The organism is Microbacterium sp. CGR1, from assembly GCF_001266755.1.
Taxonomy (GTDB): Bacteria; Actinomycetota; Actinomycetes; order Actinomycetales; family Microbacteriaceae; genus Microbacterium.
The window spans coordinates 1,997,304-2,018,427 of the sequence record NZ_CP012299.1; the positions used below are offsets into that span (position 1 = coordinate 1,997,304).

General features: G+C 64.2%; 17 protein-coding genes and 1 pseudogene. 4 read left to right on the forward strand and 14 right to left on the reverse strand.

Features of this window, described 5'->3' with window-relative positions:
- Positions 1 to 129 precede the first annotated feature (129 nt).
- Together AKG07_RS09725 and AKG07_RS09730 are read right to left on the reverse strand one after the other, a co-directional pair.
- Positions 130 to 1,416 carry an ABC transporter substrate-binding protein gene (locus tag AKG07_RS09725; RefSeq protein WP_053097684.1) on the reverse strand — a complete coding sequence of 429 codons (1,287 nt, stop codon included), beginning with the start codon at positions 1,414 to 1,416 and terminating at the stop codon, positions 130 to 132.
- Positions 1,417 to 1,621: 205 nt separating this feature from the next.
- The gene (locus AKG07_RS09730; RefSeq protein ID WP_053097685.1) at positions 1,622 to 4,363 is read right to left on the reverse strand and encodes an exo-rhamnogalacturonan lyase family protein; all 2,742 of its coding nucleotides are present in this window, start codon (positions 4,361 to 4,363) and stop codon (positions 1,622 to 1,624) included.
- A gap of 179 nt (positions 4,364 to 4,542) precedes the next feature.
- Between AKG07_RS09730 and AKG07_RS09735 the strand changes: the two genes are divergently transcribed.
- On the forward strand, positions 4,543 to 5,331 hold the full coding sequence (locus tag AKG07_RS09735; RefSeq protein ID WP_053097686.1) for a sialate O-acetylesterase: 789 nt from the start codon (positions 4,543 to 4,545) through the stop codon (positions 5,329 to 5,331).
- Positions 5,332 to 5,441: 110 nt separating this feature from the next.
- Positions 5,442 to 6,536, forward strand: coding sequence for a rhamnogalacturonan acetylesterase (locus AKG07_RS09740; RefSeq protein WP_082297883.1), 1,095 nt, complete (start codon positions 5,442 to 5,444; stop codon positions 6,534 to 6,536).
- Positions 6,537 to 6,654: 118 nt separating this feature from the next.
- Here AKG07_RS09740 and AKG07_RS09745 read toward each other — a convergent pair.
- From AKG07_RS09745 to AKG07_RS17870, 7 genes and pseudogenes are all read right to left on the reverse strand, one after another.
- Positions 6,655 to 6,909: pseudogene (locus AKG07_RS09745) on the reverse strand (gfo/Idh/MocA family oxidoreductase); the annotation flags it as partial.
- Positions 6,910 to 7,037: 128 nt separating this feature from the next.
- Positions 7,038 to 7,367 (reverse strand): DUF2316 family protein, encoded by a 330-nt coding sequence (locus tag AKG07_RS09750; RefSeq protein WP_171821938.1) that lies wholly within the window; start codon positions 7,365 to 7,367, stop codon positions 7,038 to 7,040.
- 74 nt (positions 7,368 to 7,441) lie between these two features.
- Entirely contained in the window at positions 7,442 to 7,909 is a 468-nt protein-coding gene (locus AKG07_RS09755; protein ID WP_053097689.1) for a nuclear transport factor 2 family protein, read from the reverse strand.
- A 68-nt stretch (positions 7,910 to 7,977) separates the two neighbouring features.
- Entirely contained in the window at positions 7,978 to 8,850 is an 873-nt protein-coding gene (locus AKG07_RS09760; protein ID WP_053097690.1) for an oxidoreductase, read from the reverse strand.
- Positions 8,851 to 8,867: 17 nt separating this feature from the next.
- Positions 8,868 to 9,494 (reverse strand): NAD(P)-dependent oxidoreductase, encoded by a 627-nt coding sequence (locus AKG07_RS09765; RefSeq protein ID WP_053097691.1) that lies wholly within the window; start codon positions 9,492 to 9,494, stop codon positions 8,868 to 8,870.
- A gap of 115 nt (positions 9,495 to 9,609) precedes the next feature.
- Positions 9,610 to 10,188, reverse strand: coding sequence for a TetR/AcrR family transcriptional regulator (locus AKG07_RS09770; RefSeq protein WP_201778455.1), 579 nt, complete (start codon positions 10,186 to 10,188; stop codon positions 9,610 to 9,612).
- 418 nt (positions 10,189 to 10,606) lie between these two features.
- Positions 10,607 to 10,771: a hypothetical protein gene (locus AKG07_RS17870; RefSeq protein ID WP_171821939.1), complete on the reverse strand. Its 165-nt coding sequence runs from the start codon at positions 10,769 to 10,771 to the stop codon at positions 10,607 to 10,609.
- A 425-nt stretch (positions 10,772 to 11,196) separates the two neighbouring features.
- On the opposite strand from AKG07_RS17870, the gene AKG07_RS09775 reads away from it, so the two are divergent.
- Positions 11,197 to 14,154, forward strand: coding sequence for a DEAD/DEAH box helicase (locus AKG07_RS09775; protein WP_171821940.1), 2,958 nt, complete (start codon positions 11,197 to 11,199; stop codon positions 14,152 to 14,154).
- Positions 14,155 to 14,316: 162 nt separating this feature from the next.
- Here AKG07_RS09775 and AKG07_RS09780 read toward each other — a convergent pair whose 3' ends face one another.
- The 5 genes from AKG07_RS09780 to AKG07_RS09800 form a co-directional block, all read right to left on the reverse strand.
- Positions 14,317 to 14,703 carry a hypothetical protein gene (locus AKG07_RS09780; protein ID WP_053097694.1) on the reverse strand — a complete coding sequence of 129 codons (387 nt, stop codon included), beginning with the start codon at positions 14,701 to 14,703 and terminating at the stop codon, positions 14,317 to 14,319.
- Positions 14,696 to 15,388, reverse strand: a complete 693-nt coding sequence (locus AKG07_RS09785) for a hypothetical protein (RefSeq protein WP_053097695.1) — start codon at positions 15,386 to 15,388, stop codon at positions 14,696 to 14,698. Before AKG07_RS09785 ends, AKG07_RS09780 begins: the two co-directional genes overlap by 8 nt.
- Before the next feature lie 514 nt (positions 15,389 to 15,902).
- On the reverse strand, positions 15,903 to 17,039 hold the full coding sequence (locus AKG07_RS09790) for a tyrosine-type recombinase/integrase (protein ID WP_053097696.1): 1,137 nt from the start codon (positions 17,037 to 17,039) through the stop codon (positions 15,903 to 15,905).
- Positions 17,039 to 17,266, reverse strand: a complete 228-nt coding sequence (locus tag AKG07_RS09795; RefSeq protein WP_053097697.1) for a helix-turn-helix transcriptional regulator — start codon at positions 17,264 to 17,266, stop codon at positions 17,039 to 17,041. The genes AKG07_RS09790 and AKG07_RS09795 overlap by 1 nt, the downstream gene beginning before the upstream one ends.
- Positions 17,267 to 19,017: 1,751 nt before the next feature.
- Positions 19,018 to 19,518 (reverse strand): hypothetical protein, encoded by a 501-nt coding sequence (locus AKG07_RS09800; RefSeq protein WP_053097698.1) that lies wholly within the window; start codon positions 19,516 to 19,518, stop codon positions 19,018 to 19,020.
- Between the two features lie 508 nt (positions 19,519 to 20,026).
- On the opposite strand from AKG07_RS09800, the gene AKG07_RS17665 reads away from it, so the two are divergent.
- Positions 20,027 to 20,233: a hypothetical protein gene (locus AKG07_RS17665; RefSeq protein WP_150115111.1), complete on the forward strand. Its 207-nt coding sequence runs from the start codon at positions 20,027 to 20,029 to the stop codon at positions 20,231 to 20,233.
- Positions 20,234 to 21,124: the final 891 nt, after the last annotated feature.

Sequence of the window (21,124 nt, forward strand, 5' to 3'; positions counted from 1 at the left end):
ACCTCTGCGCCGGGCCCTTGACGGCGCAAGGCACCCTGCTCGATCATGCGAGCTGTGCACCGAGACAGGTGAAGGCGGCGGTGCGAGTGATTCGCACCGCCGCCTTCAGCAGCGTGTCGTGGTCGCGGCTCAGCCGAGCGCTTCTGCCTCCGACCACCACTGATCGACGAACTGATCGACCGTGATCGTGCCGTACATGAGATCCTCGTTCAAGCTCACCCACGTCGCCTCGAGTGTCGCGAACGACGCTGGCAGAACGGGGGTGCTCACGGTCTCGTACTCCTCGAGCGACCCGCGGTACGCGAGGGACTTCGCCTCGAGAGAATCCTCAGGGAAGTCGAGCACCTCGAGCTGGCCCGAGTCGGCGGGGATGCCCCGTGAGGTTCCGAAGACCTTCGCCACCTCAGGGTCGGTCGCGAGGAAGTCGAGCAGCAGCGCCGTCTCCTCCGGGTGCTCGGTGTTCGCGGCGCCGGCAAGGTGAAGCACGGTGTAGAACACAGCTTTGTCGCCGTCTTCGCCGGTGGGCACGGGAAGGGTTTCGAGACCCTCGACATCGGTGTAGCGGGCGAAGAAGCTGTCCCACGTCAGCGTGCTGGCGGCCTCACCGATGGCGAACCCGTCAGCGGGTGAGATCTCCGTCGCGCGCGACGGCGGAAAGAATGCGGCCGATTCACGCAAGGGCGTCGTCGCGTCGAGGAACTCCTTGACGTCGCCCTTCGTGAACGCGAACGATCCGTCCTCGTTGAATGGCTCCTCTCCCTGCTGCAGCAGCCACTGGATGAAGAACCACATCGTCAGGCCCTGATCGAACCCGCCGAACACCGACTTGCCCTCAGCCGTGGTGACGCCCGACGCGGTGACCTCGGCGATCCAGTCGTTCAGGTCGTCCCAGGTGTAATCAGGGTCCAGTGGCTCGACGCCGGACTCGGCCACGACCGCGGGGTTGATGAACAGGCCGAGCGTCCCGGTTCCCACCGGGACGCCGTACTGGGTGCCGTCGACCGTGGCGGCGTCGATGACGACGTCTTCCATGCCCGACACATCGATCTGCTCGCCGACGTAAGGCGAAAGGTCCAGCAGCGCTCCGTTGAGTCCGTACTCGACGAGGTTGGCCTGGTCGAACTGCATCACGTCAGGCAGGTCGCGCGCTGCGGCCTGGGTCGAGCGCGAGTCCCAATAGGACGAGAAGTCGCCGAAGGTCGATTTCACGGTGATGTCGGGGTACTCGGCCTCGAAGAGGTCAAGCGCCTCCTCGTACATCGCGGCGCGGGAGTCATTGCCCCACCAGGCGATCTCGAGGGTGACCGGTCCAGATCCGGCCTGGTCTCCGGAGCCGGAGCCGGAGCAACCGGCGAGTGTTCCGGCGGCCAACGCGCCGGCGGCGACGATGCCCAGAAGGCGTGCGGTGTGCGTCATTGCAGTGATCCTCCATGTCTCGTGCCGCGGACTCGGGGTTGCCCGCAACCCTCACGGTGTGTGCACCCTCGGAGGCGACTTCGCCTCGCCGAATGTCTCAGCGACGTGCGCCACTGTACGAGCGCGTCGCGCTCGGTTCGGACAAATGGACAAAACCGATCACTCTTCGTCGAGGCCACGAGCGACAGCCATGATCCATCCGGAATCATATGTGGTCTCCGACGAGGGCCAGGCACTGGATCGCCGCCAGCCCATACTGCGCGCTGGCATTGGTGCTGAACGGCGCCTCGTCGATGGGGTTGAGTACGGCGGGCCCGTCGATGTGCGTCGAGCCGAACACGAGACTCTCCGGATAGCCCGCGTGACCCGTGCGAAACTCCTTCCAGGCACGCTTGGCCAGTGCGACATCGTCGAGTTGGTAGGCGGCGTATGCCGTGGCTCGCGAGTATGCCTGACGCAGGTTCTGCCCGCCCCACGCCGTCCCAGTGATCTCGATCTGCTCAGCAGAGGTCCCGTTGTACAAGCGGCAGTAGTTCACCCACTGCTCGGTGACCTGCGGATCGTCGATCAGCACGATGAGCTCCGTCATCAACTCGATCAGGCCGAACACCGAATCGAGCGAACCGACCTCCACCGTCGAGGCGGTCTCCTCCGCATACTTCCCATCGGCCAGGTTGTATCGAAGTGTCCCGCCCTGCGCCCAGCCATTGGGCATCGCCGCGATGGTCTTCGCCCCATTGATGAGTTTCGTCTGGGCGATGGGGTCGCCGTTGCGCTCCCACTCGGCGAGCCAGGCGAGGGCGAGCGCACCCCAGTCAGTGGTGTTCGAGACACCGAGGGCGTTCTCCTGGGGAGTGTACGCATCGGTGCGAATCTTCCGCCCGGGGTCGAGCTCCATGAAAGTTTTGTCCGCGTCGACGAGGTCGTGCATGAGGTCGCCGACCCGCTCGTCCGCGGTGAGGAAGTAGTAGAAACGTCGATAGCCGGCGTTGCTGATGCGCTGCTGCTTCGCACTGTCGCCCCAATGCATGATGCCGTGCCTGGTGCCGAGGTCGCGGTACTTGCCGAGGTGGTAGACGTCGACCTCGCCGGTGTGACGGGTCATCGCCTCGGCAAACCGGAATCCCGCCGCATCTCCCGTCCGCAGGTAGTGGTACCAGAGCCACAGGTCAGTACTGAGTTCGGAATTGTCCCACGCATACCCGCCGATGTCGTACCGCCACACGTGGCGGTCTCGGTCGAAATCGTGCATGACATCGCCGTAGTCCCAGAAGCCATACCAGGACCGCTGATCGACCTGTTGGACGTAGTGGGCGTGCATGAACGCCAGCTTGTCCTCGACGGCGATCTTCGCGAGGTTTGATCGGTCGACGGGTGCCCAGGAGCCGAAGACTCCGGCGGAGTGGTTGTGCTCCGGACTGCTAACGAGGAGGGGCGGGAGAGCATTCGCATCGGCGAGGTCGCTGAAGTCCTGAGCCGAGGGTGTGGCACCGAGTGCCCAGAAGCTCAGCTCGGTCGTGCGCGCGGTCCCGTAAGGAGATCCGAACCCGGGCTCGTAGTCCTCGTAGGTGATCTCGAGGGCGTCGAGCTGCTTCGGATACGTGTCCTGCCCCATGCCGTCGTGATAGAACCGCAAGTCCATGGCGCCTGCCTTCGGCGACCACATCCAGATGGTCGCGGTCGCCTTCTCGGTCGCCGCCCCGCTGATCTCGAGCTCAGTCGGATGCAGCTGCCAGAAGTTGCGCATCCCGAAGGCGAGTCCACCGCCCGGGCTTCCCACGTACGCCAGGCCGCGGGCGCGCTTGCCGCCGTCGACGCGGATCCAGGAGTGACCTGACGATGTCCGTTTGCGGATCTCGAATCCGTGCGCCGTGAGCTGGCTGAGGCTGTAGTCACCCCAGGCGGGGATCCATTGCAGTCGGGAGGTGACGCGCTGGTCCCAGGTCACGGGGTCGGGGGTGGCGACACCCGCGATCTGCGCCTCGCGGGCCGCCGCACCGGGATCGCGCCGGAGACCCGTGATGCCACGGACCGCTTCACCGAGAACGCCCGCACCGTCTCCGGCGAAGCGAATGTGGCGGTCGTGGAGCTGGGCGGTCAGAGGCACGGAGAAGCGGAGCCCCATCCCGTTGATGAAGTCAGTCTTCTCATCGCCGTCGAAGACGAAGCTGTGCACCACACGCACGCCGTCGGAGCCTGCGTAGAGGTAGAAGCGCACGTCGAAGGGCAGCCAGCTCCGCTTCCCCTTCTTGTGTGTGCCTTTCACCCGGACGACGGCACGCACCGGACCCCGCTGCTCGACCGTCACCTCGGACACCTTGCTGGTGAACTGTTCGTTCACGACCTTCTCGGCACCGTCTGTGTCGGGGACGTCCTGCCGCGAGACGACGAGACGGCCCGCTTCGGCGATCACCGCGTCCCCCCGCCGGATCCACGACACGAGACTCTCGCCATGCTTCGGAAACTCCACCGTGATGATGCCCGTGCTGACCTGCACTCTCCCGGGATTCTCATCCACCGTAATCGCCGACGACGGCGCAGCGGGCGTGCCGGTCTGCAGCGAGTACACGGCCGAACGCGCAGGCGCGGCGCTGATGGCATGGGCGGTCCATTTGACCGACCCGTCGGGCCACCACCCGGTCGGCCAGCTCTGCACCGGCACGGACTCTCCGGATTCCGCGACGAGGGCGAAGGCCTGGTCAGGGCTGAGCGCACCCCTCGGCCAGGGAACGCCCCACGTTACCCCCGCAGTCAGCTGCTTGGGCACAGTGTTCTCGAGCCACCGCAGACCGACGGGCCCGTGTCCGGTGAGCGGCTGAGGGGTCGTCTGGCCGAATGTTCCGCGCAGGGCCGCCTCCGACGCTGCGGCCGGAGAACTCCAGTCGAGTGCGGCGGCGAGACCGGCGGCGACGGACGTCTGAAGCAGCGCGCGACGGCTGATGTCCATAACAGTGACTCCTCATCGAATCCTCGGAGCTCGTCGTGGCCCCGACGGCCTGAATGTAGAACCACGGCCGTCGCGGTTCCGGAGATCGGACAAAAGCGGTCAGCCTTCGGAGAGCTTTTGCATGCCCGGACACCCCCGGGGTAGCCTCGCGTCACGAGATCTGGAGGAGCAACACCGCGATGAACGCTTCCCCGCCCGGCCCTTCGCGGGTCCTGGTGCTCGCTCTCGCCGGGCAGTCCAACGCCGAGGGTCGAGGGCTCCCGATCAGCTCTGACCTCGATCCCGAGGATTCGTCGATCTTGATGTGGGAGTGGTCGTCGAGCGCCCTCACCACGGCGACCGTCCCGCTGTCGAGCAGAGGACGACAGGTCGGACTCAGCATCGGCACGGTGGTAGCCCGCGAAGCTCGCATCGACGACTCGTCACGCCCCGTGGTCATCGTGAACGGTGCGGTCGGAGGCTCTCCCCTCGCCGGCGTCAACGACCGGGGGTCGTGGAGATGGGGACACCCTGGCCCGGGGCCTGCTCTGGCTGACGGCTTCATCGAGGCCGTGGAGGAGACGCTCGAAACGGTCGCCACCACGTGGCCGGGTGCCGCCATCGATCTGAGGATCCTGTGGCACCAGGGCGAGTCCGATTCCGACGGCGACGCGTACATCATTGAGTTCGACCGACTGATCGACGCAGTCAGATCGAGGCTCGGAGACGTCCCGGTGGTCCTCGGCGGGATGGTGCCCGAGCATGTCGCGTCCACGCCGGAGCTGTGGGCGATCCGAGATGTTCACCTCGACACTCCCCGACGGGTGCACCGCGCCGTCTACGTCGACGGAGTGACCGGTGGCGGGTGTTCTGCGGGGCCCGATGATGTCTTGCACTACTCGCGCGACGGTGCCGAGCAGCTCGGTCGCGCCATGCACAGGGCGTCCGAGGATCTGGGCGTCGCACACGGCACCGCGCCCGTCGGCTGACGTCCGGCAGATCGGTTTTGTCCGGTTCTCGCTGCGGCCCTCCGACCTGACCACAATCGTGTTCGCACCCAGCGTCGGGTGCGAACCGAATCCGAAAGGACGATGACGTCATGAAGGAACGAACACTCCCCCGGGCGGCAGCTGCGCTTCTGTCTGCGGCTCTTCTCGCCACCGCCATCGCTGTACCCACTGCCGCGTCGGCCTCCCCTCAGGGGAACCACCACGGCGGCCCGCGCATCCACCCCGGGCTGCCCTCCGCCTGCACCGGCACCGACCCCGTCGTCTGCACGTTCAGCGACCTCGCCCCCGGTGATTACGACGTCAGCGTGCTGCTCGGCACGGACGCCGCCGACTCGAACACCGAAGGCTTCGCGGAGAGTCGCAGGCTCATGCTCGCTGCCGTGCCCGTCGCACAGGGCGACCGCGAGCGGCGCTCATTCACCGTCAACGTGCGCGACCCGGAAGGCCAGCAGAACCAGCCGGTCGGCACCGGCACCCCCGGGCTGACACTCACCTTCTCCGGCGACGCGCCCGCCCTCGCTGGCATCGGCATCACCCCCGCGAGCCCACGCACGAAGCAGCTCTTCCTCGTCGGCGATTCGACGGTGACCGACCAGGAGGTCGAGCCGTACGCGGGATGGGGACAGCGGCTTCCCTCCCACCTAGATTTGGGTGTCAGCGTCGTGAACCACTCGGGCTCAGGTGAGAGCACCGTTTCGACGCTCTCGAAACCCGAGCTCTTCGACGCCCTCGAGCCGCAGATCGGCCAAGGAGACGTCGTCCTCATCCAGCTCGCCCACAACGACAAGACGACGACCGCCGAGCAGTACCGCGCGAACCTTTCCGAGATGGTTCAGCGCATCCGCGCTCGCGGCGGCACTGCCGTGCTCGTCACGCCCCTCGTGCGGCTGCGCTTCACCGACGGCGCGATCAACCGGGTCGGACTGATCGTCACGGATCAGGCCGACCTCCCCGCAGAGATGCGCGCCGTCGCGACGTCACTTCAGGTGCCCCTCATCGATCTCACCGAGCGCAGCCGAGTACTGGTGGAATCGCTCGGCCCCGTGGAGTCGGAGCCCATCTATCTCGTTCGGGTCAACGGAGACAGGACTCACACGTCCGATTACGGCGCCAGCGTGTACGCGGACATCGTCGCGGAGGAGCTGCAGAACTTGCACCTTCTACCCGCCTCACGCTGGCGATGACGTCGCCTCTCCAGAGTGTGCAGTCGGCAGGGCTTCGTCCTCGCGCGGGTCCGCACCGCAGCGAGGAGGGGTCACAGCATGTGGTGGACGTACCTGACCAAACAGTTTCACTCGAACTTCACCTCACCGCCAAGAGTGGAATACCGAGCTCGTTCACCTTCACCGGCGCGCCTGTTTCCAGCGAGCGGTTCCCGGCGATGCCGACGGCGATGGAGCGGATACCGTCGGTCCAGTCCGCCGCGCGTGCAAGCGGATCATGACCCGGGGCGCCGAACACCTCTGACAGCAGTAGTTCATCCCCGCCGCCGTGGCCCCCGTCACCGCTCTCAATCGGGATCTCGTACGCTTCTTCCCAGTGTCTCTGCACCACCAAAGCGCGCCGGCTGAGCCCGCTGCGGCCGCGTAGCCCGATCCCGGAACACCTCGCCCCGCCCACACGCCTACTGATCACGCGTGGGCGGGGCGCGCGTGCCCCTCAGGGCCGTTTACGCCGGTCGGGCTCTACGGGTGCGCGTCGTGTCCCCGGTTGAAGTCGTGGTGGGGCGGCTCGTGCATCGCGTACCACTGCCGTGCACGCCGGCGGGTGGTTTCGGACAGCACCGAGTGGTCCACGGGTGTGGCGCCGATGTCGCGGACGGCCTGGGCAAGGTAGTCGCGAACGAGCCAGACGTCGGAGCCGTCGGCGTGGACGGCGACCGACAACGCCAGGCGGACGCGCTCCGGGGAGAGGCCGCGGTCGCGGGCGATATTAGCCAGAGCGAGCGTGGAGGCCTGCAGGTCGGCATGGACCTCCTGGGATGCGGTCCTGCGCTGCTGGGTGGTGAGCGTCAACAATTCCTCCTGAAAGGGGATGAGGGCGGGCCGGTGGAGAGGAACCTCCGCGGGCCCGCCCGTGTTGTTGGGGGTTAGTTGTCGACGGGCGCGCCGAACGCGGTGCCGTCGAACTTCTCGGTGTTCAGCCACATGTACTTGTAGGAGCGGCGGCTGAACTTCCACACCCCATCGATGCGGACGAACGAGTCGAAGTACATCGCGAGGTTGTCGTAGTAGGTCTCCCCCGGCCCCTGGGCGACCTCACGGACGGGCCAGCGGGCTTCGGCGGTGTCGCCGTCAATGGTGATGACCCCGGTCGGGACGAGCTGGGTGAAGAAGATCCGCTCGTCGCGCAGGTGGTGCAGGGTCTCGGCGATCGCGCCGATGCCGTCGGAGCGGTGGTTGAACGGTGCGCCGATCTCCCACACCCCGTCCTCGGCCCACAGGGTTCGAAAGGTGTCGTGGTCGGCGCGGATGCACGCGTCGACGAACGTCTCCACCAGGGTGCGGATGGAGTTCTCGTCGACCAGGCGCTGCAGGTCGTTCTCGGTGTAGCTCATGGGGGTGCTTATTTCTGTTCTTCGGCGCGCGTGATCGCGCGCCCTTGCGGTGATGATTGGTCAGGGGATCAGGCGAGCTGGGCGAGGTCGTCGTCGGTGAGGTGGATGTCGGCGGCTGCCATGTTCTCCTCGAGGTGGGCGATCGACCCGGTGCCGGGGATGGCGAGGGTGACCGGGGATGTCGCCAGCAGCCAGGCGAGCGCGATCTGCGGGATGGTCGCTTCGTGGCGCTGCGCGACCTGTGTGATGAGCTCGCCGCCCAGGTCGGTCATGCCGCCGCCGAGCGGGAAGTACGGCACGAACGCGATCCCGGCGGCCTCGCAGGCGTGCAGGAGGTCGAGGTCGTCGCGCTGGGCGGCGTGGAAGTGGTTCTGCACCGCGGCCACCGTGGCGATGGCCTGCGCTTCGGCGAGGTGGACGGGGGTGATGTTGCTGAGCCCGAGGTGGCGGATCAGGCCCTCCTGGCGCATCGCCTCCAGCGCCTCGAACCGCGCCGCGACCGACTCCTCGCCGTCCGGGCCCATGCCGCCGCCGACGCGCAGGTACACCAGGTCCAGTGCGTCCAGGCCGAGACCGGAGAGGTTGTCCTCCACCATCGCCCGCAGCGCCTGCGGATCCTTCGTCATCCGCACCCCGCCGCCAGGGACCACTTCGGGGCCGACCTTGGTCGCGATCATGAGTCCGTCTAGGTACGGGTGCAGCGCCTCACGGATCAGGTCGTTGGCGCGCACGGAACTGTCCTGGCTGGCGTAGAACGCGGCGGTGTCGATGTGGTTGACACCAAGCTCGACGGCCCGGCGCAGCACGGCGATACCGGCTTCCGGTTCCCGGGCGGGTCCGGTGAACCCGTTGGCAGCTAGCCGCATCGCGCCGAACCCGATGCGACCGACGGGCAGGTCGCCGCCGAGGCGGAAGGTGTTCTTGGCGTTGGTGGGTGTCATCAGCGGTGTGCTCCTTGTCAGTCGGTGAGGACGGCGTCGCGGCCGGTCCAGGCGGGGTCGTGCGCGGCGAGGTGGAGGAAGTGGGCGACGTCAGCGCGGCTGATGGTCGGGTTGCCGCGCATCGGGAGCCGGTCCCCGACTGCGTAGCCGTCCTGCGCGGGGCCGTGCGTGAGGGCAGTGGGGTACGCGATCGTCAGATCTAAACCTGCACCGCGCAGGGTCTTCTCGGAGGCGGCCTTGTCGACGTAGATGGCGCGCAGGAACGTCCGGTAGAACAGCTTCTGCAGGCCGCTGGCCGAGGCGAACGTGGCGCCCACGCCGAAGGATGACAGCCACACCAGCCGCCGCACCCCCGTCTTGCCCATGGCCGCAACGACGGCGGACGCTGCGTGGGTGAACAGCTCCTCGGAGCGGAACGACGTGGCGCGGCCCAGCGCCGAGACCACGGCGTCCTGCCCGTCCATCGCCCGCGTGACGTCGTCCGTGGAGGTGGCGTCGCCCTGTACCACGGTGACGCGGTTGGCGAGCCCGTCCAGCGCGTCGGGCCGGCGGACGAGAACCGTGACCTCGTCGCCGTGCTCGAGTGCCCGCTCGAGCACGTGCTGTCCTGTGGGGCCTGTGGCCCCGAGTACGAGGAGCTTCACTGAGCAGCCCTCCCAATCCCAAATCGCTAACCGGACAGTCGTCCGCTTAAAGAAGCGTAACGGACGACTGTCCGTTTATCAAGTGGGAAGCAGCGGCACGTGCAGCCTCCGGGGCTCAGCTCACCGCGTCGCCGTCGGCGCTGATGGCGTTCACGACGAGGTCGAGGAGCCGCTGAGCGCGCACCGCCCCCGCCACGCCGGGGCCGATCTGCCAGAGCCCGGCAATGAGGCTCAGGAGGTCCTCCACGGTGACATCCGCGCGAACGTCGCCTGCGGCCCGGCCCGCGGCCAGGAGACCCTCGATCGCCTGCACGATCCGGATGTAGCCAGGCCGCGCGGCCTTCGTCTCGCGCACGATGGGCTCGTTCATCGCCGCCCCAAGACCGGCTTTGGTCTGAGCGAAGCGCGCCAGGTGCGACATCCACTCCCGCAGCGCCCGCAGCGGCGGAATCGTTTCGCGAAGCTCGTCGGCGCGCGCGACGAGGTCGTCGACTTCGCGGTCGTAGACGGCCCAGACCAGCGCCTCCCGGTCAGGGAAGTGACGGTAGAGCGTGCCCTGACCGACGCCTGCACGCTTGCCGACGGCGCTCAGAGACGCACCGCCGTCGCGGGAGAAGACCTCGACGGCGGCCTCGATGATCCGCTCGCGGTTGCGCTTGGCATCAGCCCGCTGCGCCGTCTCGGCTTCCCGCATCATCCTGCTTCCTTGCGCACGTCGGTCCGGACAAGTGTCCGTTTTCATGGTACTCGGGCGCAGCGCCCGGCAGCGACGGACGTGCCACGGCGGGCGAGACGGACACCGGTGGGCCGGTGCTCGCTACTGTGTCCGCCCGCCGGCGGAGGCGAGCGCTCAGGGCGGCGGGCGTCGCCCGGGGTCGTTGACGCGGCCGGCGCGGAGCCGCGTTGGGATCTGCTGCCGCAAGGTGCTGGCGGGCGTGCTCGGCGAAGGCACGGCCGGGTGCAGTGCCACCCCTACTCGCGTGATATCGACCCAATGAGGGACGACCCGGTGCAGCGTTTCATGACGGCGGAGGCTGTCGCGGACTCCCTTGAGACAGCCAGAACACAGGCCGAACAGGCGGCGCGGAACTGACGGTTAATCTGAGCCCCGCTCAGCCCTCCACCCGCGCGACCGACCACGGCGTGAAGAAGTAAGCGGTGCCCGCGTCCACATCGGACGCGAGCACCGCTGCATTAGGTCGTCGAAAAATGCACCAAAAATGCACCACGCCCGACCCCGGATACGGAAAAACCCCCGATTTCTCGGGGGTTTCCATGGCGGTGACGGTGGGATTTGATCCCATATCACTACCCAGAAAAGGTGCCGACCGTGATGAGGTTCACCGGAATCCTGGCCGTGTTGGTCACATCTGTTCACAGCTCGAAGCGCGTGGGCACACGCAATCCGTTACCGCTGCGTTACTGCTGGAACACCGATCGCCGTCACTCGCAAGGCCTCGGGGCAGTGCGCCGGGCTGGCCTACGTCGAACACTCCATTCTCGGCGCCGACTCACGGCGCGACGATGCGTCATATCCAGCGCCCTTGCCGCCGCGTACGCCAGACTCTGAAGAGGGGGATGCCGGCGCCGGCATCGGAACGGGGGATCGATGCCAACCACGGCCGACGGTGCAGGTGCTCCGGATGCGTTCTCATACTCGCAGGAGCGGTCAGAGAATCGTTGGCGCCTTCGACAGTATCTGGTGAACCACAACGAAATCCTTGCCTCTGCGCTTCCGATGGTCCCCGAGGATGTCATCGCAACTTGGCCGACAACCGTCCCCCTCACTGTTCAGCACGACGGCACTCCCGGCTTACGCCGCCCGCAGTACGGGGCCGTCCACTCACTACTCGGCTACTGGACCACTGACCCACGATTGCCAGCGACGGTCGTCATGCCGACCGGCACAGGCAAGACGGACACCATGGTGGCGACACTCGTCGCTCAGAGGATTCCGCGGCTCCTGGTTCTAGTTCCGTCGGATGCGTTGCGCGACCAGCTCGCCGTGAAGTTCGAAGTTCTCGGCGTTCTGCCGGGACTGGGTTTCGTTGACGACGCTGTGGCGCGGCCCGTCGTGGGCAGACTCTTCGGCCGCCTCGAAAGCAGCGAGGATGCACACGAATTGGCCACCGCATGCAATGTGGTCGTCGCGACGCCCAACGCACTCAACAACACCTCACCGGAAGCTCGGACCGCCTTCCTCTCAGAGTTCTCACACCTGTTCATTGATGAAGCTCATCACGTAGCCGCGCCCACATGGCAACGAATCCGAGACGAGTTCAGCCCGCGGCCGGTCGTCCAGTTCACCGCCACGCCTCACCGCCAGGACGGACAACACCTTGGGGGCTCCCTCGTTTACGTATTTCCTCTCCGCGAGGCCCAGAGGGAGGGATACTTTTCGACGATCAGGTACAAGTCGGTGCTCAGTCTGCTGAACCCCGACCTTGAGATCGCCAAGACGGCTATCTCGTTTTTGAGAAGTGACATCCAGAACAACTTCGACCACATTCTCATGGCTCGAACACGTAGCGTCAGCCGCGCAGAGGAGGTGCTTGCGCTATATCAGGACTTAGCGCCCGACCTGCAGCCGGTCCTAATCCATAGCGCAATCCCGAAGAAGACACAGTCGGCCCTGCTGGCCGCAGTCAAGTCTCGAGGTTCCCGAATACTTGTCTGCGTCGACATGTTCGGCGAGGGATTCGATCTTCCGCAGTTGAAGATCGCGGCGCTCCACGATCCTCATCGAAGTCTAGGAATAACGCTCCAGTTCGTGGGGCGCTTCGCACGAGGCGGGGTGAGTGGACTCGGCACGGCAAGTGTTGTCGCTGCGCGGAGCGAAGTACGTCACGACGAAGCTCTGCGGCGCTTGTACGCAGAGGACGCCGATTGGAATCAGATCATCGAGGACCTGAGCGCCGACGCTGTGGACGAGCAGCAGGCGATCGACGAGTTTACAAAGGCCTTCAATACGCTGCCGGACGAGATCTCGATTCATTCCCTGAACCCCGCGCTGAGCACGGTCGTGTACCGTCCGGCGAACGTTGCTTGGCATCCTGACCGGATCGTCGACGCCATCGGTCGGACCAATCTCGTCACCTACCCGGTGCCGGTGAATACTCGCGACGGCGTTGCTTGGTTCGTCACGCGAAGCTCAACCGCACCAAGGTGGGGAGACGTCAGCGAAGGAGATGCGATCAGCTATGACCTGTACGTCATCTATTGGGATGCGGCGCGGGGGTTGCTCTACATAAACAGTTCGAACAACGACTCGGTACACGAAGAGCTCGCCGACGCCGTTATGGGCGAAGAAAACATGAAGCCGGTGCGCGGGGAGGCGATCTACCGGGTGTTTGACGGGGTCCAGCGGTTGACTCCCAACAACGTTGGTCTCCTAGACGCTCGCAACCGCAACAGGAGGTACACCAGCTACAACGGAACCGATGTAACCGATGCGCTTCCGGTTTCGCAGACACAAACGAAGACCCAAACGCACATCGCCGGGACAGGGTTTCTCAACGGTGCTCGGTACTCGATCGCAGGGTCCTTGAAAGGTCGAATCTGGAGTCACCGCACCGCCGACGGCCTCAAGCCTTGGATCGACTGGTGCGATGTCGTCGGGCCGAAGGTTGCTGACGCCTCCATCAGCGTCGACGACATCATGGCTGGCTTCATCCGGCCCGTCGACATCGACGCGTGGCCTGGCTTGCGGGCGCTTGGAGTCGAGATCACCGCGGAACTGGCTCAACTCCTTATTGATGCAGAGTTCGTGGCGAACGGGAAGTCTGCGCCATTTCACGACATCGAGCTGCGTGTGGCCGATCAGCCCACCACCTCGGTCCTCCCGATCGAGGTGATCTCGCCCGATTGGACGGTGGCCTACCAGCTCGTGCTCGAGAAGTCCGGACTTGCTATCAAACCCACCTCGACCACGGATGCCGTCATGGTCAAGCGCACGCGATCCGAGACTTCGCTGTCGCAGCTGCTGACACGATACGGCGTGCGAGTTCTCCTCGAGGCCGATTCCATCGTCGAGCCACCTGGAATACTCCTCCGCCCCAATCGAGAGCTCGAGCCGTTCGACCCGGACAGGTTGCAAGCGATCGCATGGGAGGACGTGAATATTCGTAGTGAGTCGTGGGGCCTTGCTCGCGACCCGCACACTGTGCAGGGGTTCATGATCGCACGCGTGCTGCGAGAAGAGTGGGACATCGTGATCGATGACGATGGTAGCGGGGAGGTCGCAGACATCGTTTGCCTTCGGGTTATCGACGGCGCACTGCTCATTCGATTGATCCACTGCAAGTACTCGCATGGAGATCAACCAGGATCTCGTCTAGCGGATCTGTACGAAGTTGCCGGTCAGGCCCAGCGGTCTGCAGCATGGAGGCGTAACACGGACTCGATGTTCACGAGACTGATTCGCCGCGAACGAACTCGGGCGAAAAAGGATCGAACCGGTTTTGTACGAGGCAACATCGAGCAGTTGCACACGATGTTTGAGCAGTCACCGAATCTAGCCCCGCGTATGCAGATCACGATCGCTCAGCCTGGTCTAAGCGCTGCATTGGTCTCCGCTGGGCAACTCGAGCTTCTTGCGAGCGTCGACACCTATTTGTCAGACACCGCTTTGTCACAGATCGAGGTGATCTGCAGTGTCTAGCCTTGAGCGAGCAACGAAGTTTCCTACTCTCTGCACCGCGCATCGTTCCCTGGCGCGTCTTCTTATCGAAGATGAGTGATAGTTCACGCTGAGGCGAACGCGACCGGATCGTCATCGAAGAGATACACGTGCAGCTAACGGCGATCGATCCGACCAGACCGACTAGACGGCTGACCGACGCACCTCAGCAGGTTCGCCGATCTCGACGTATACGCTGTCCGCGGTCGCTCTAACTCCTGATGACGTAATCTTCTTCCGCGTGCTGCCGGAGGCTACGAGCAGGCTGCTCACAAACGACGTCGCAGCCGAGTCGATGATGCGCGCGGTGCAGAAGCGGTCTTGCACTAGGTTCACCCTTAGCTGGAGCTTGGGGTACGAGACCACACCAAGCTCTTCACCCGAATCGGGGTCCTCCACGACCACCTCTCGGAACAGCACTGCAACATCGCCGATCTCGACACCCGACTCCCTACCCACGTTCAAAGCGACTTCGTAATCGCTGATGACCGTGGCTACCTTCGCAACAACGACAACATTATCTTCAGCCATGTGAATCCTCCTCAGGCACTTCAAGCAAGTTGGATGGCGCGACGGACTTGCGGGAGATCTGCAGATGCTTGATTTCGGTGCCTGTCGGAACTGAGTTGTCAACCATTGCCCGTTGCTCGAGTTGCTCCCAGTAAGCGGGCACTGATCTACGCACACACAACAGCACTACGCGATTCTCCTCGGCAACAGTCCTGATCACTTCGACAACCCCACGGACCTCCGCCGTAGCCGCGGCAACAATCGAGTATCGAGCGCCAATCCTCGGTTCCGGCGTGCCCGTAGTCGCCAAAAAGCTGACGCCGCGCTCGGTCGTCACAACCTGAGTCAAGACCGGAATCGGCGAGATTATCCCGAGCGTCGCCCCCAAAGCTTCGTCAATGCCAGCTTCGTAGCCTAAGCCCCACACTCGTTCGGCAACGGAGTCAAGTCTCGCGGCCTGTGACCGAGCGTCGTCCAAGTCGCCTTGCAGTCTCCCGACTTTTTGAAGCAACTTGTCATAATTTCGAATCTTTGGAACGACTTTGATGAACCAAGGGACGATAGTCCAGAAGACTGCGCCTAGCGCGCAGAGCGCAACTATCAGCCAGAATACGATTTCCAGTTCGAGAGCCGCCGCGCCAAAGTACAGCCCAGCCACCGCAGCTGCCGATGCGAAGAGAATCCAGAACTTCTTGAGCGTGGACACGTGCCTCAGATCCTCGGCCAGTCGGTCGCCATTGAAACGGCTCTCTGCCGGCGGCGCGTTTGGTCTGGAGAGCCCGCCAACTCACTGCTTTCCTCCCGGGCACTCTTAAGGGCGTCCAAAATAAGAAGCTGCCGACACGATCCGCACTCGCCGGAGCGGCCTGCAGAGGAGGGCGCGTGCTTGACGACACCGTGCACGACGGCCCTCGTCGCGTGCAAGCCGGCCCCAACGAGGTCGCAGCGTCCTTCGCTCGAATGCTCGCTCATCGGCGGAATAGCCGTGGCCGCTGCCGTCTGAAGGATTACAGACAGACTCATGGGTTCTGAGGCGGTGGTCGTCCACTGGCGCACCGTTGTTCCAGGCCGCAGGCGATCCGTCCCGTGAAGAACGGCCTTCCGATGGGAACTCGCGGCGACGGGACTCATGACTAGAGAGTAGCCGACGTGAAATCACGACTCTGGCCCCGGTTTCTACGCCTGCGCGACAGCCCGGCATCGACAGCGCCGCCCATGATTCAAGTCAGAGCACCTATACGCGCCACGTTCAGCGCTACGGCGACATCATCGAGGTCGTCGTCGAAGAGGTCAGCGTATGTGTCGAGAGTCATCGCGGCGCTCGCGTGCCCGAGCATCCGCTGGACGGCCTTGACGTTTGCGCCGGCGCTGATCGCGAGCGAAGCGGCAGTGTGTCGAAGATCGTGTGGCGTCACACGCGGCATGACCGCACGAATCCCCTCGCCCCGCGCCCTGGAATCAGCAGCGTCAGCCGCGTCCTTGAGTCGGGCGCGCTTGCATGCGCCTGCGAACCACCCGGACTCCGAGTTGCCCGGCCGAAGGTAGCCCCCGCTCGCCGCCGGAAAGATCAGCTCGTCCGGACGCTTGTGCGTGATCGCTCGAGCCATCGCCGCGTCCAGGAAGGCTGGATAGACAACGGTACGACGTTCGTGCGTCTTCGGCGTCCCGACGATCACATGTCCGTTCACGATCACGGCGTTCGACGAGATGTTCAGCCGGCGTCGCGCCACATCGACATCTGCGACCGTGAGTCCCGTCGCTTCACCCCAACGAAGCCCTGTATAGGCGAGGAAGCGAACGACGTCGGGATAGAGCGACGCCGTTGCGAGCCGTTCGACCTGCTGATGCGTGAGGTATGCCCTCTTCTTCCGGACCTTGCGCGGGGTCTTCACCTCCCGCGCAGGATTTGACTGAAGCCGACGGTCACGAACCGCCCCATCAAGGATCGATGCGAGGACCCCATGGCAGCGTTTGACAGTCGTCGCTGAACGGTCGACGCTCAACTCTGCGATCCAAGCAGAGACCTCCGTGTGCCGGATGGCGCCAACACGGCGTCCGCCCCACGCAGGCTCGACGTGCACGCGCCATGCGCTCTCGTCACTGTGGAAAGTGGACGGCTTCACCGCGACGGCATGCGCGGTCAGCCAGGCAGCACCGAGTTCACCGACCGTGACTCGAGACTCCCCCGGGGCGATATACGCGCCTTGCAGCTTTGCGGACTCCACCGAGGTGATGTACGCCTCAGCGTCCCGCTTACGCGTGAATCCGCCTTTGCGAGCGGTCTTTCCGTCTGGTTTGCGATACCGCGCCTCCCAGCGTTTGCCGTTCTTTGTGTCGTACGAGTATGCGCTGCCCATCAGGCGGCTTCCTCCGATGTACTTGCATACTCCTGTGCGAGCAACCATTCGTCGACAGCCTCGGGACGGTAGCGGGGACTGCGGCCAATTCGGATGAACTTCGGCCCGCGGCCGGTGATGCGCCATTCGCTCAGACTGCGCTCGGTTGTCCCGAGACGGGCGGCGAGCGTTTCTGGCGTGATCAACGAGTCCAGCAGGCTCGTGCTCACAGGGGTGGTAAAAGACATGGATCTCCCTTAGAAGTCGAACTTCCAAGAGGACCTTGTAGCCGAACCCGTTAGCGGTTGCTTGGCGTATCCACCGGTCGGACCCGCGTTGGCCCTGCCCTTTTACTCTCATTCAGGCTTGCTCACGACTGTACACAGCACCGCGGACACTTCGACGCGCACGACGATGCCAACCGTCGATGTGTTGCCACTCGCGTTCGCCCCTCCGCTAGCGGCAAGCGGTGTGTACCTGGTGCGTACCTGCGGAATCAGGGCTTCCAGTTACACCACCAGTTACATCAAGATCGGCGTCTTTCTGCACCTCAAAGCTTCTCTTCCCCGGTGTGTACCTGGTGTAACTGGTCTAACTAGAAAAGGAGAAAGACATTGTCGTTGTCCACATCTCTATCTCGTCTGAGCCAGTAGGCCTCCTATATAGAGGTTTGCGTTCGAGGGCAGGTACACCAGGTACATTCGTGAAAATCGCAGATCAGATGCAAATAGCGCAGAAGCTGCGTCACCTTCTCTCGACGGCCCGAAAACCTCCCGCGAACTGGGATTTCTGCCCCTCGACCATGTACCTGGCGTTGCAGGAACAGGTGCAGGTACACGCGCCACTAGCGGTCAACCCGTCCGCCGAGGACCCGCACATGGACTCCCGAGATCCTTGCAAAGTGACCTGACACTGAAACCTGCAGCGATCGGCACAGAAGTCACACCGGGCCACTCCCCGCAGCGAGATGACGCTGGACGCAGCTTGCGGAACTTCTGTCTGCGCGTCCTTCGACAAGTCAGAAGAGGAGCGTGTGGAGAGATCTCCAGCGTCAGCGTCAGCGGGACGAGCGAAGCGACAGCCAAGCGCCCCGGGAGGTGTCGGCTGCGCCGACCACCGGTCAAGTTTCTGCCGAGCGAAGCGAAGTGCGAAACGCAGCCCGGTGCCACCTCCCCTTATGCTCTTCTCCTCTTTTGGCCCCGAGGCCGAGCTTCAGCGAGGAATCGGAGTCAAATTTGCTGCGTGATCGGGGTAAAGAGAATGACTCAAACTCATTGTTGGCAGGTTGACTCAGGAGGAACGACGGAGGCAGCCTGTCAACAGGGTCATCCTCTGTCCCCGGAAAGTCGGGGCTTGCTTGTTAACACGGTTTAGAACCAAGTGGCACCGTGTTAACAAGCTCAAGCGAAGCGACGCCAGGGGAGCGTAGCGAGCCTGACTCAACCCCGACGCGGCCGCCCGGAGGCGGGTGCCTTAGCCACTCGCGCAGCGCAGGCTGCAGCTTGCTGCGGCCTCTCTGCTGACGGCTGTCACACCATCGATGGGGGCGTATCGGTCGGACTCTTGACTGAATCCGGCGCGGCAGCGTCGGGAACTGATGGTCACTTCCCGCCCACTAGACGCCCCCTTGTGACCGTCTAGTGACCAATCCGAGTCCACCGCGCGACCGTCGGGAGTGCAGTCGAGGCTCCGTTTGAGGACACTTGACCCCGAGACGCAAGGGTGGCCACGCAGTGACCATCTGCGGGCCTCCCCCTGGTCGCCAGGTGGCCTCCCGCTGGTCACCTGCACCGAACCATGTCTCGTGACCCCATCGAGCGCCCCTCCGTGGGCGCGAAGTGACCGCCGCGAGTCCACGTCGAGGCCACCACGAGGCCAGGAGCGGTCCCCACTGCCGGCGGCCACTCAGGCGTGCGACGAGCGCCGGACACCGGCGAAAGAAGAACCCCCGCTACCGGAGGGCAACGGGCGGTTAGTAGAAGTGTGAGGTGAGTGAAGCTCAGTCCTGAGCGGGCGCCGTGAGGAGGTAGTCCTCGAGCGCGCGGGTGAACTGGTCCTGCTGCTCGACGGGTGTGCGCTGCGCGGCGAAGGAGAGTCCGACTCGACCGTCGCTGGAGACGTAGGCGCTGCCGGTGGCCATCAGCCGCTCGGCGCCATCCGCGCTCGGCAGGATGACGATCGACACCTGCTCGGAGGTCAAGAACTCCGAGCAGTCCCAGACGTCGGCGTCACACCACCCCTTGGCAGTGTTGTCGCGAGGATCCTCGACGACGAGGCCTTGGGTTTGGAAGTAATTCACGAGCTGCAGCGCCGGAGGGAACTCGGACGGCACGGGCTCGACCGTGGTGTCCGAGGGCGAAGGCGTGACTTCGCGTACGGTGCTCGCCGAGGCCGAGGGCGAGGAATCAGCCGCCGAGTCAGCGTCGGGTGCGGAGCAGCCGGCGACGGCGACCGCGAGAATGAGAGCGCCCGATGCGGCGAGAAGACGAGTGCGAAGCATCCTCTCTGTATAGCGGTTCGCCGGGGAGAAAATGAATCGGTCAGCGGGGCTTCGCGGACGCGACGCCTGAAAGCCTTTCCATCCCGGGAACCCTTTCCTTCCCGGGAACCCTTTCCTTCCCGAAAGCCTTTCCTTCCCGAAAGCCTTTCCTTCCCGAAAGCCTTTCCTTCCCGAAAGCCTTTCCTTCCCGAAAGCCTTTCCTTCCCGAAAGCCTTTCCTTCCCGAAAGCCTTTCCTTCCCGAAAGCCTTTCCTTCCCGAAAGCCTTTCCTTCCCGAAAGTCTTTCCTTCCCGAAAGCCTCTCGGGGAAGCAAAGGCGTCCGCTCGCCTCTTCGGCGAACGATCGCAGTCAATAGCTCGTCTGTGTCGCGGTGTCGCACAAAAGGCTCGTTATGAGGCGCTTCCGCCGACTTGCCGTAGTGAAAGTGCGCGGCGTCCAGAACGCGCATGCAAAGAGATCACCCGTGATCCCGCTTCCCTCGCAGCGGTGTCTGGAGCGAGAATAGAGCGGTGCCTCCACTGACCCCTGATGAAGTCAAACGAGCGCTTGCTCTGATCGAAAAGGGCGCGCAGCTCGGAGGGAATTATCCCGAACCGAGCGCGATGGAACTCGCCCGACGCGTGTTGACCGGCGAGCTTAGCCCTGAGGACGCGCGAGTGGAGATGAACGAAGCACTCCAGGAGATCGTCAAGCACGAGATAGACGAATCGAGCTAGCCGATGGATTAGCCGCCAGGCCATGGAAGCCGCTCACATCGTTGCTGAGATCGACGCCGCACGTCTGGCCGCGGCGGCAGAGATGAGGCAACCGCCGAGGAGGAGACCGCACGCCACCGCGCCGCATATGAGGCGACACGCGCCCCGTTACGGGATCGCTAGACCATCCCGTATCTCGTCTACCGGCGGTAGATGGAGATTCCGAGGCAGTCGGATCTTCACGCGCTCACTCCGAGCTCAACGCGCAGCGCCAGGACGGCCCATGAAGCCCCGGGGATCATCTGCTCCTCGCGGGTTTCTTCTCTGTCTCGGGGCGTGTACCGCCGATTCGGTACGCGGAGACCAACCTCTTGAGGCCACAAGAACCCCTGTTCAGCGATACTAACGATTTGCTCGCCGGGGGTGTGCAGCGCCGCCGTGTAACCACTTCTGTACCAGCGCCACTGTGGCCGATCTGAGCGCTGACCTGCGAAAAATGCGCTATGCACCGTATGTACCGCAGTTTCGGCGGAACTATATGCGTACGTGTGCGCATGCGCGCATGTGTGGACTTTCTCGGATCTCGCGGTACATCGGTCACATACCTTCCTCCCTTCCTCTCAAATCCTTGAAAGATCAGGCCGAAACACGCCTCCTGCGTGTACCGCCGATGGATTCTCGCCTTCAATCGCCGGTACATATTTCTCCCACGCTCGAACTCGTATTTACCCTTTGAACAGGTGATTATCCGTAGGTGGCGTGTACCGCCGATGGATTTTCAACGACGGTACATCGCCCAGAATGTGTTCGGAGAAACAGAACGAGTACAGCCGCAAAGGGAAGGACTTTCACTCTTCCTACTGAGCAACTGCAACTCCCGCACCGCCGAGCCCAATGACCCACGCCGCCGGA

Coding starts and splice junctions, on each gene's coding strand:
- AKG07_RS09725 (WP_053097684.1), bottom strand. CDS start 1,416: ATGACGCACACCGCACGCCTTCTGGGCATCGTCGCCGCCGGCGCGTTG.
- AKG07_RS09730 (WP_053097685.1), bottom strand. CDS start 4,363: ATGGACATCAGCCGTCGCGCGCTGCTTCAGACGTCCGTCGCCGCCGGT.
- AKG07_RS09735 (WP_053097686.1), top strand. CDS start 4,543: ATGAACGCTTCCCCGCCCGGCCCTTCGCGGGTCCTGGTGCTCGCTCTC.
- AKG07_RS09740 (WP_082297883.1), top strand. CDS start 5,442: ATGAAGGAACGAACACTCCCCCGGGCGGCAGCTGCGCTTCTGTCTGCG.
- AKG07_RS09755 (WP_053097689.1), bottom strand. CDS start 7,909: ATGAGCTACACCGAGAACGACCTGCAGCGCCTGGTCGACGAGAACTCC.
- AKG07_RS09760 (WP_053097690.1), bottom strand. CDS start 8,850: ATGACACCCACCAACGCCAAGAACACCTTCCGCCTCGGCGGCGACCTG.
- AKG07_RS09770 (WP_201778455.1), bottom strand. CDS start 10,188: ATGCGGGAAGCCGAGACGGCGCAGCGGGCTGATGCCAAGCGCAACCGC.
- AKG07_RS17870 (WP_171821939.1), bottom strand. CDS start 10,771: ATGGAAACCCCCGAGAAATCGGGGGTTTTTCCGTATCCGGGGTCGGGC.
- AKG07_RS09780 (WP_053097694.1), bottom strand. CDS start 14,703: ATGGCTGAAGATAATGTTGTCGTTGTTGCGAAGGTAGCCACGGTCATC.
- AKG07_RS09790 (WP_053097696.1), bottom strand. CDS start 17,039: ATGGGCAGCGCATACTCGTACGACACAAAGAACGGCAAACGCTGGGAG.
- AKG07_RS09795 (WP_053097697.1), bottom strand. CDS start 17,266: ATGTCTTTTACCACCCCTGTGAGCACGAGCCTGCTGGACTCGTTGATC.
- AKG07_RS09800 (WP_053097698.1), bottom strand. CDS start 19,518: ATGCTTCGCACTCGTCTTCTCGCCGCATCGGGCGCTCTCATTCTCGCG.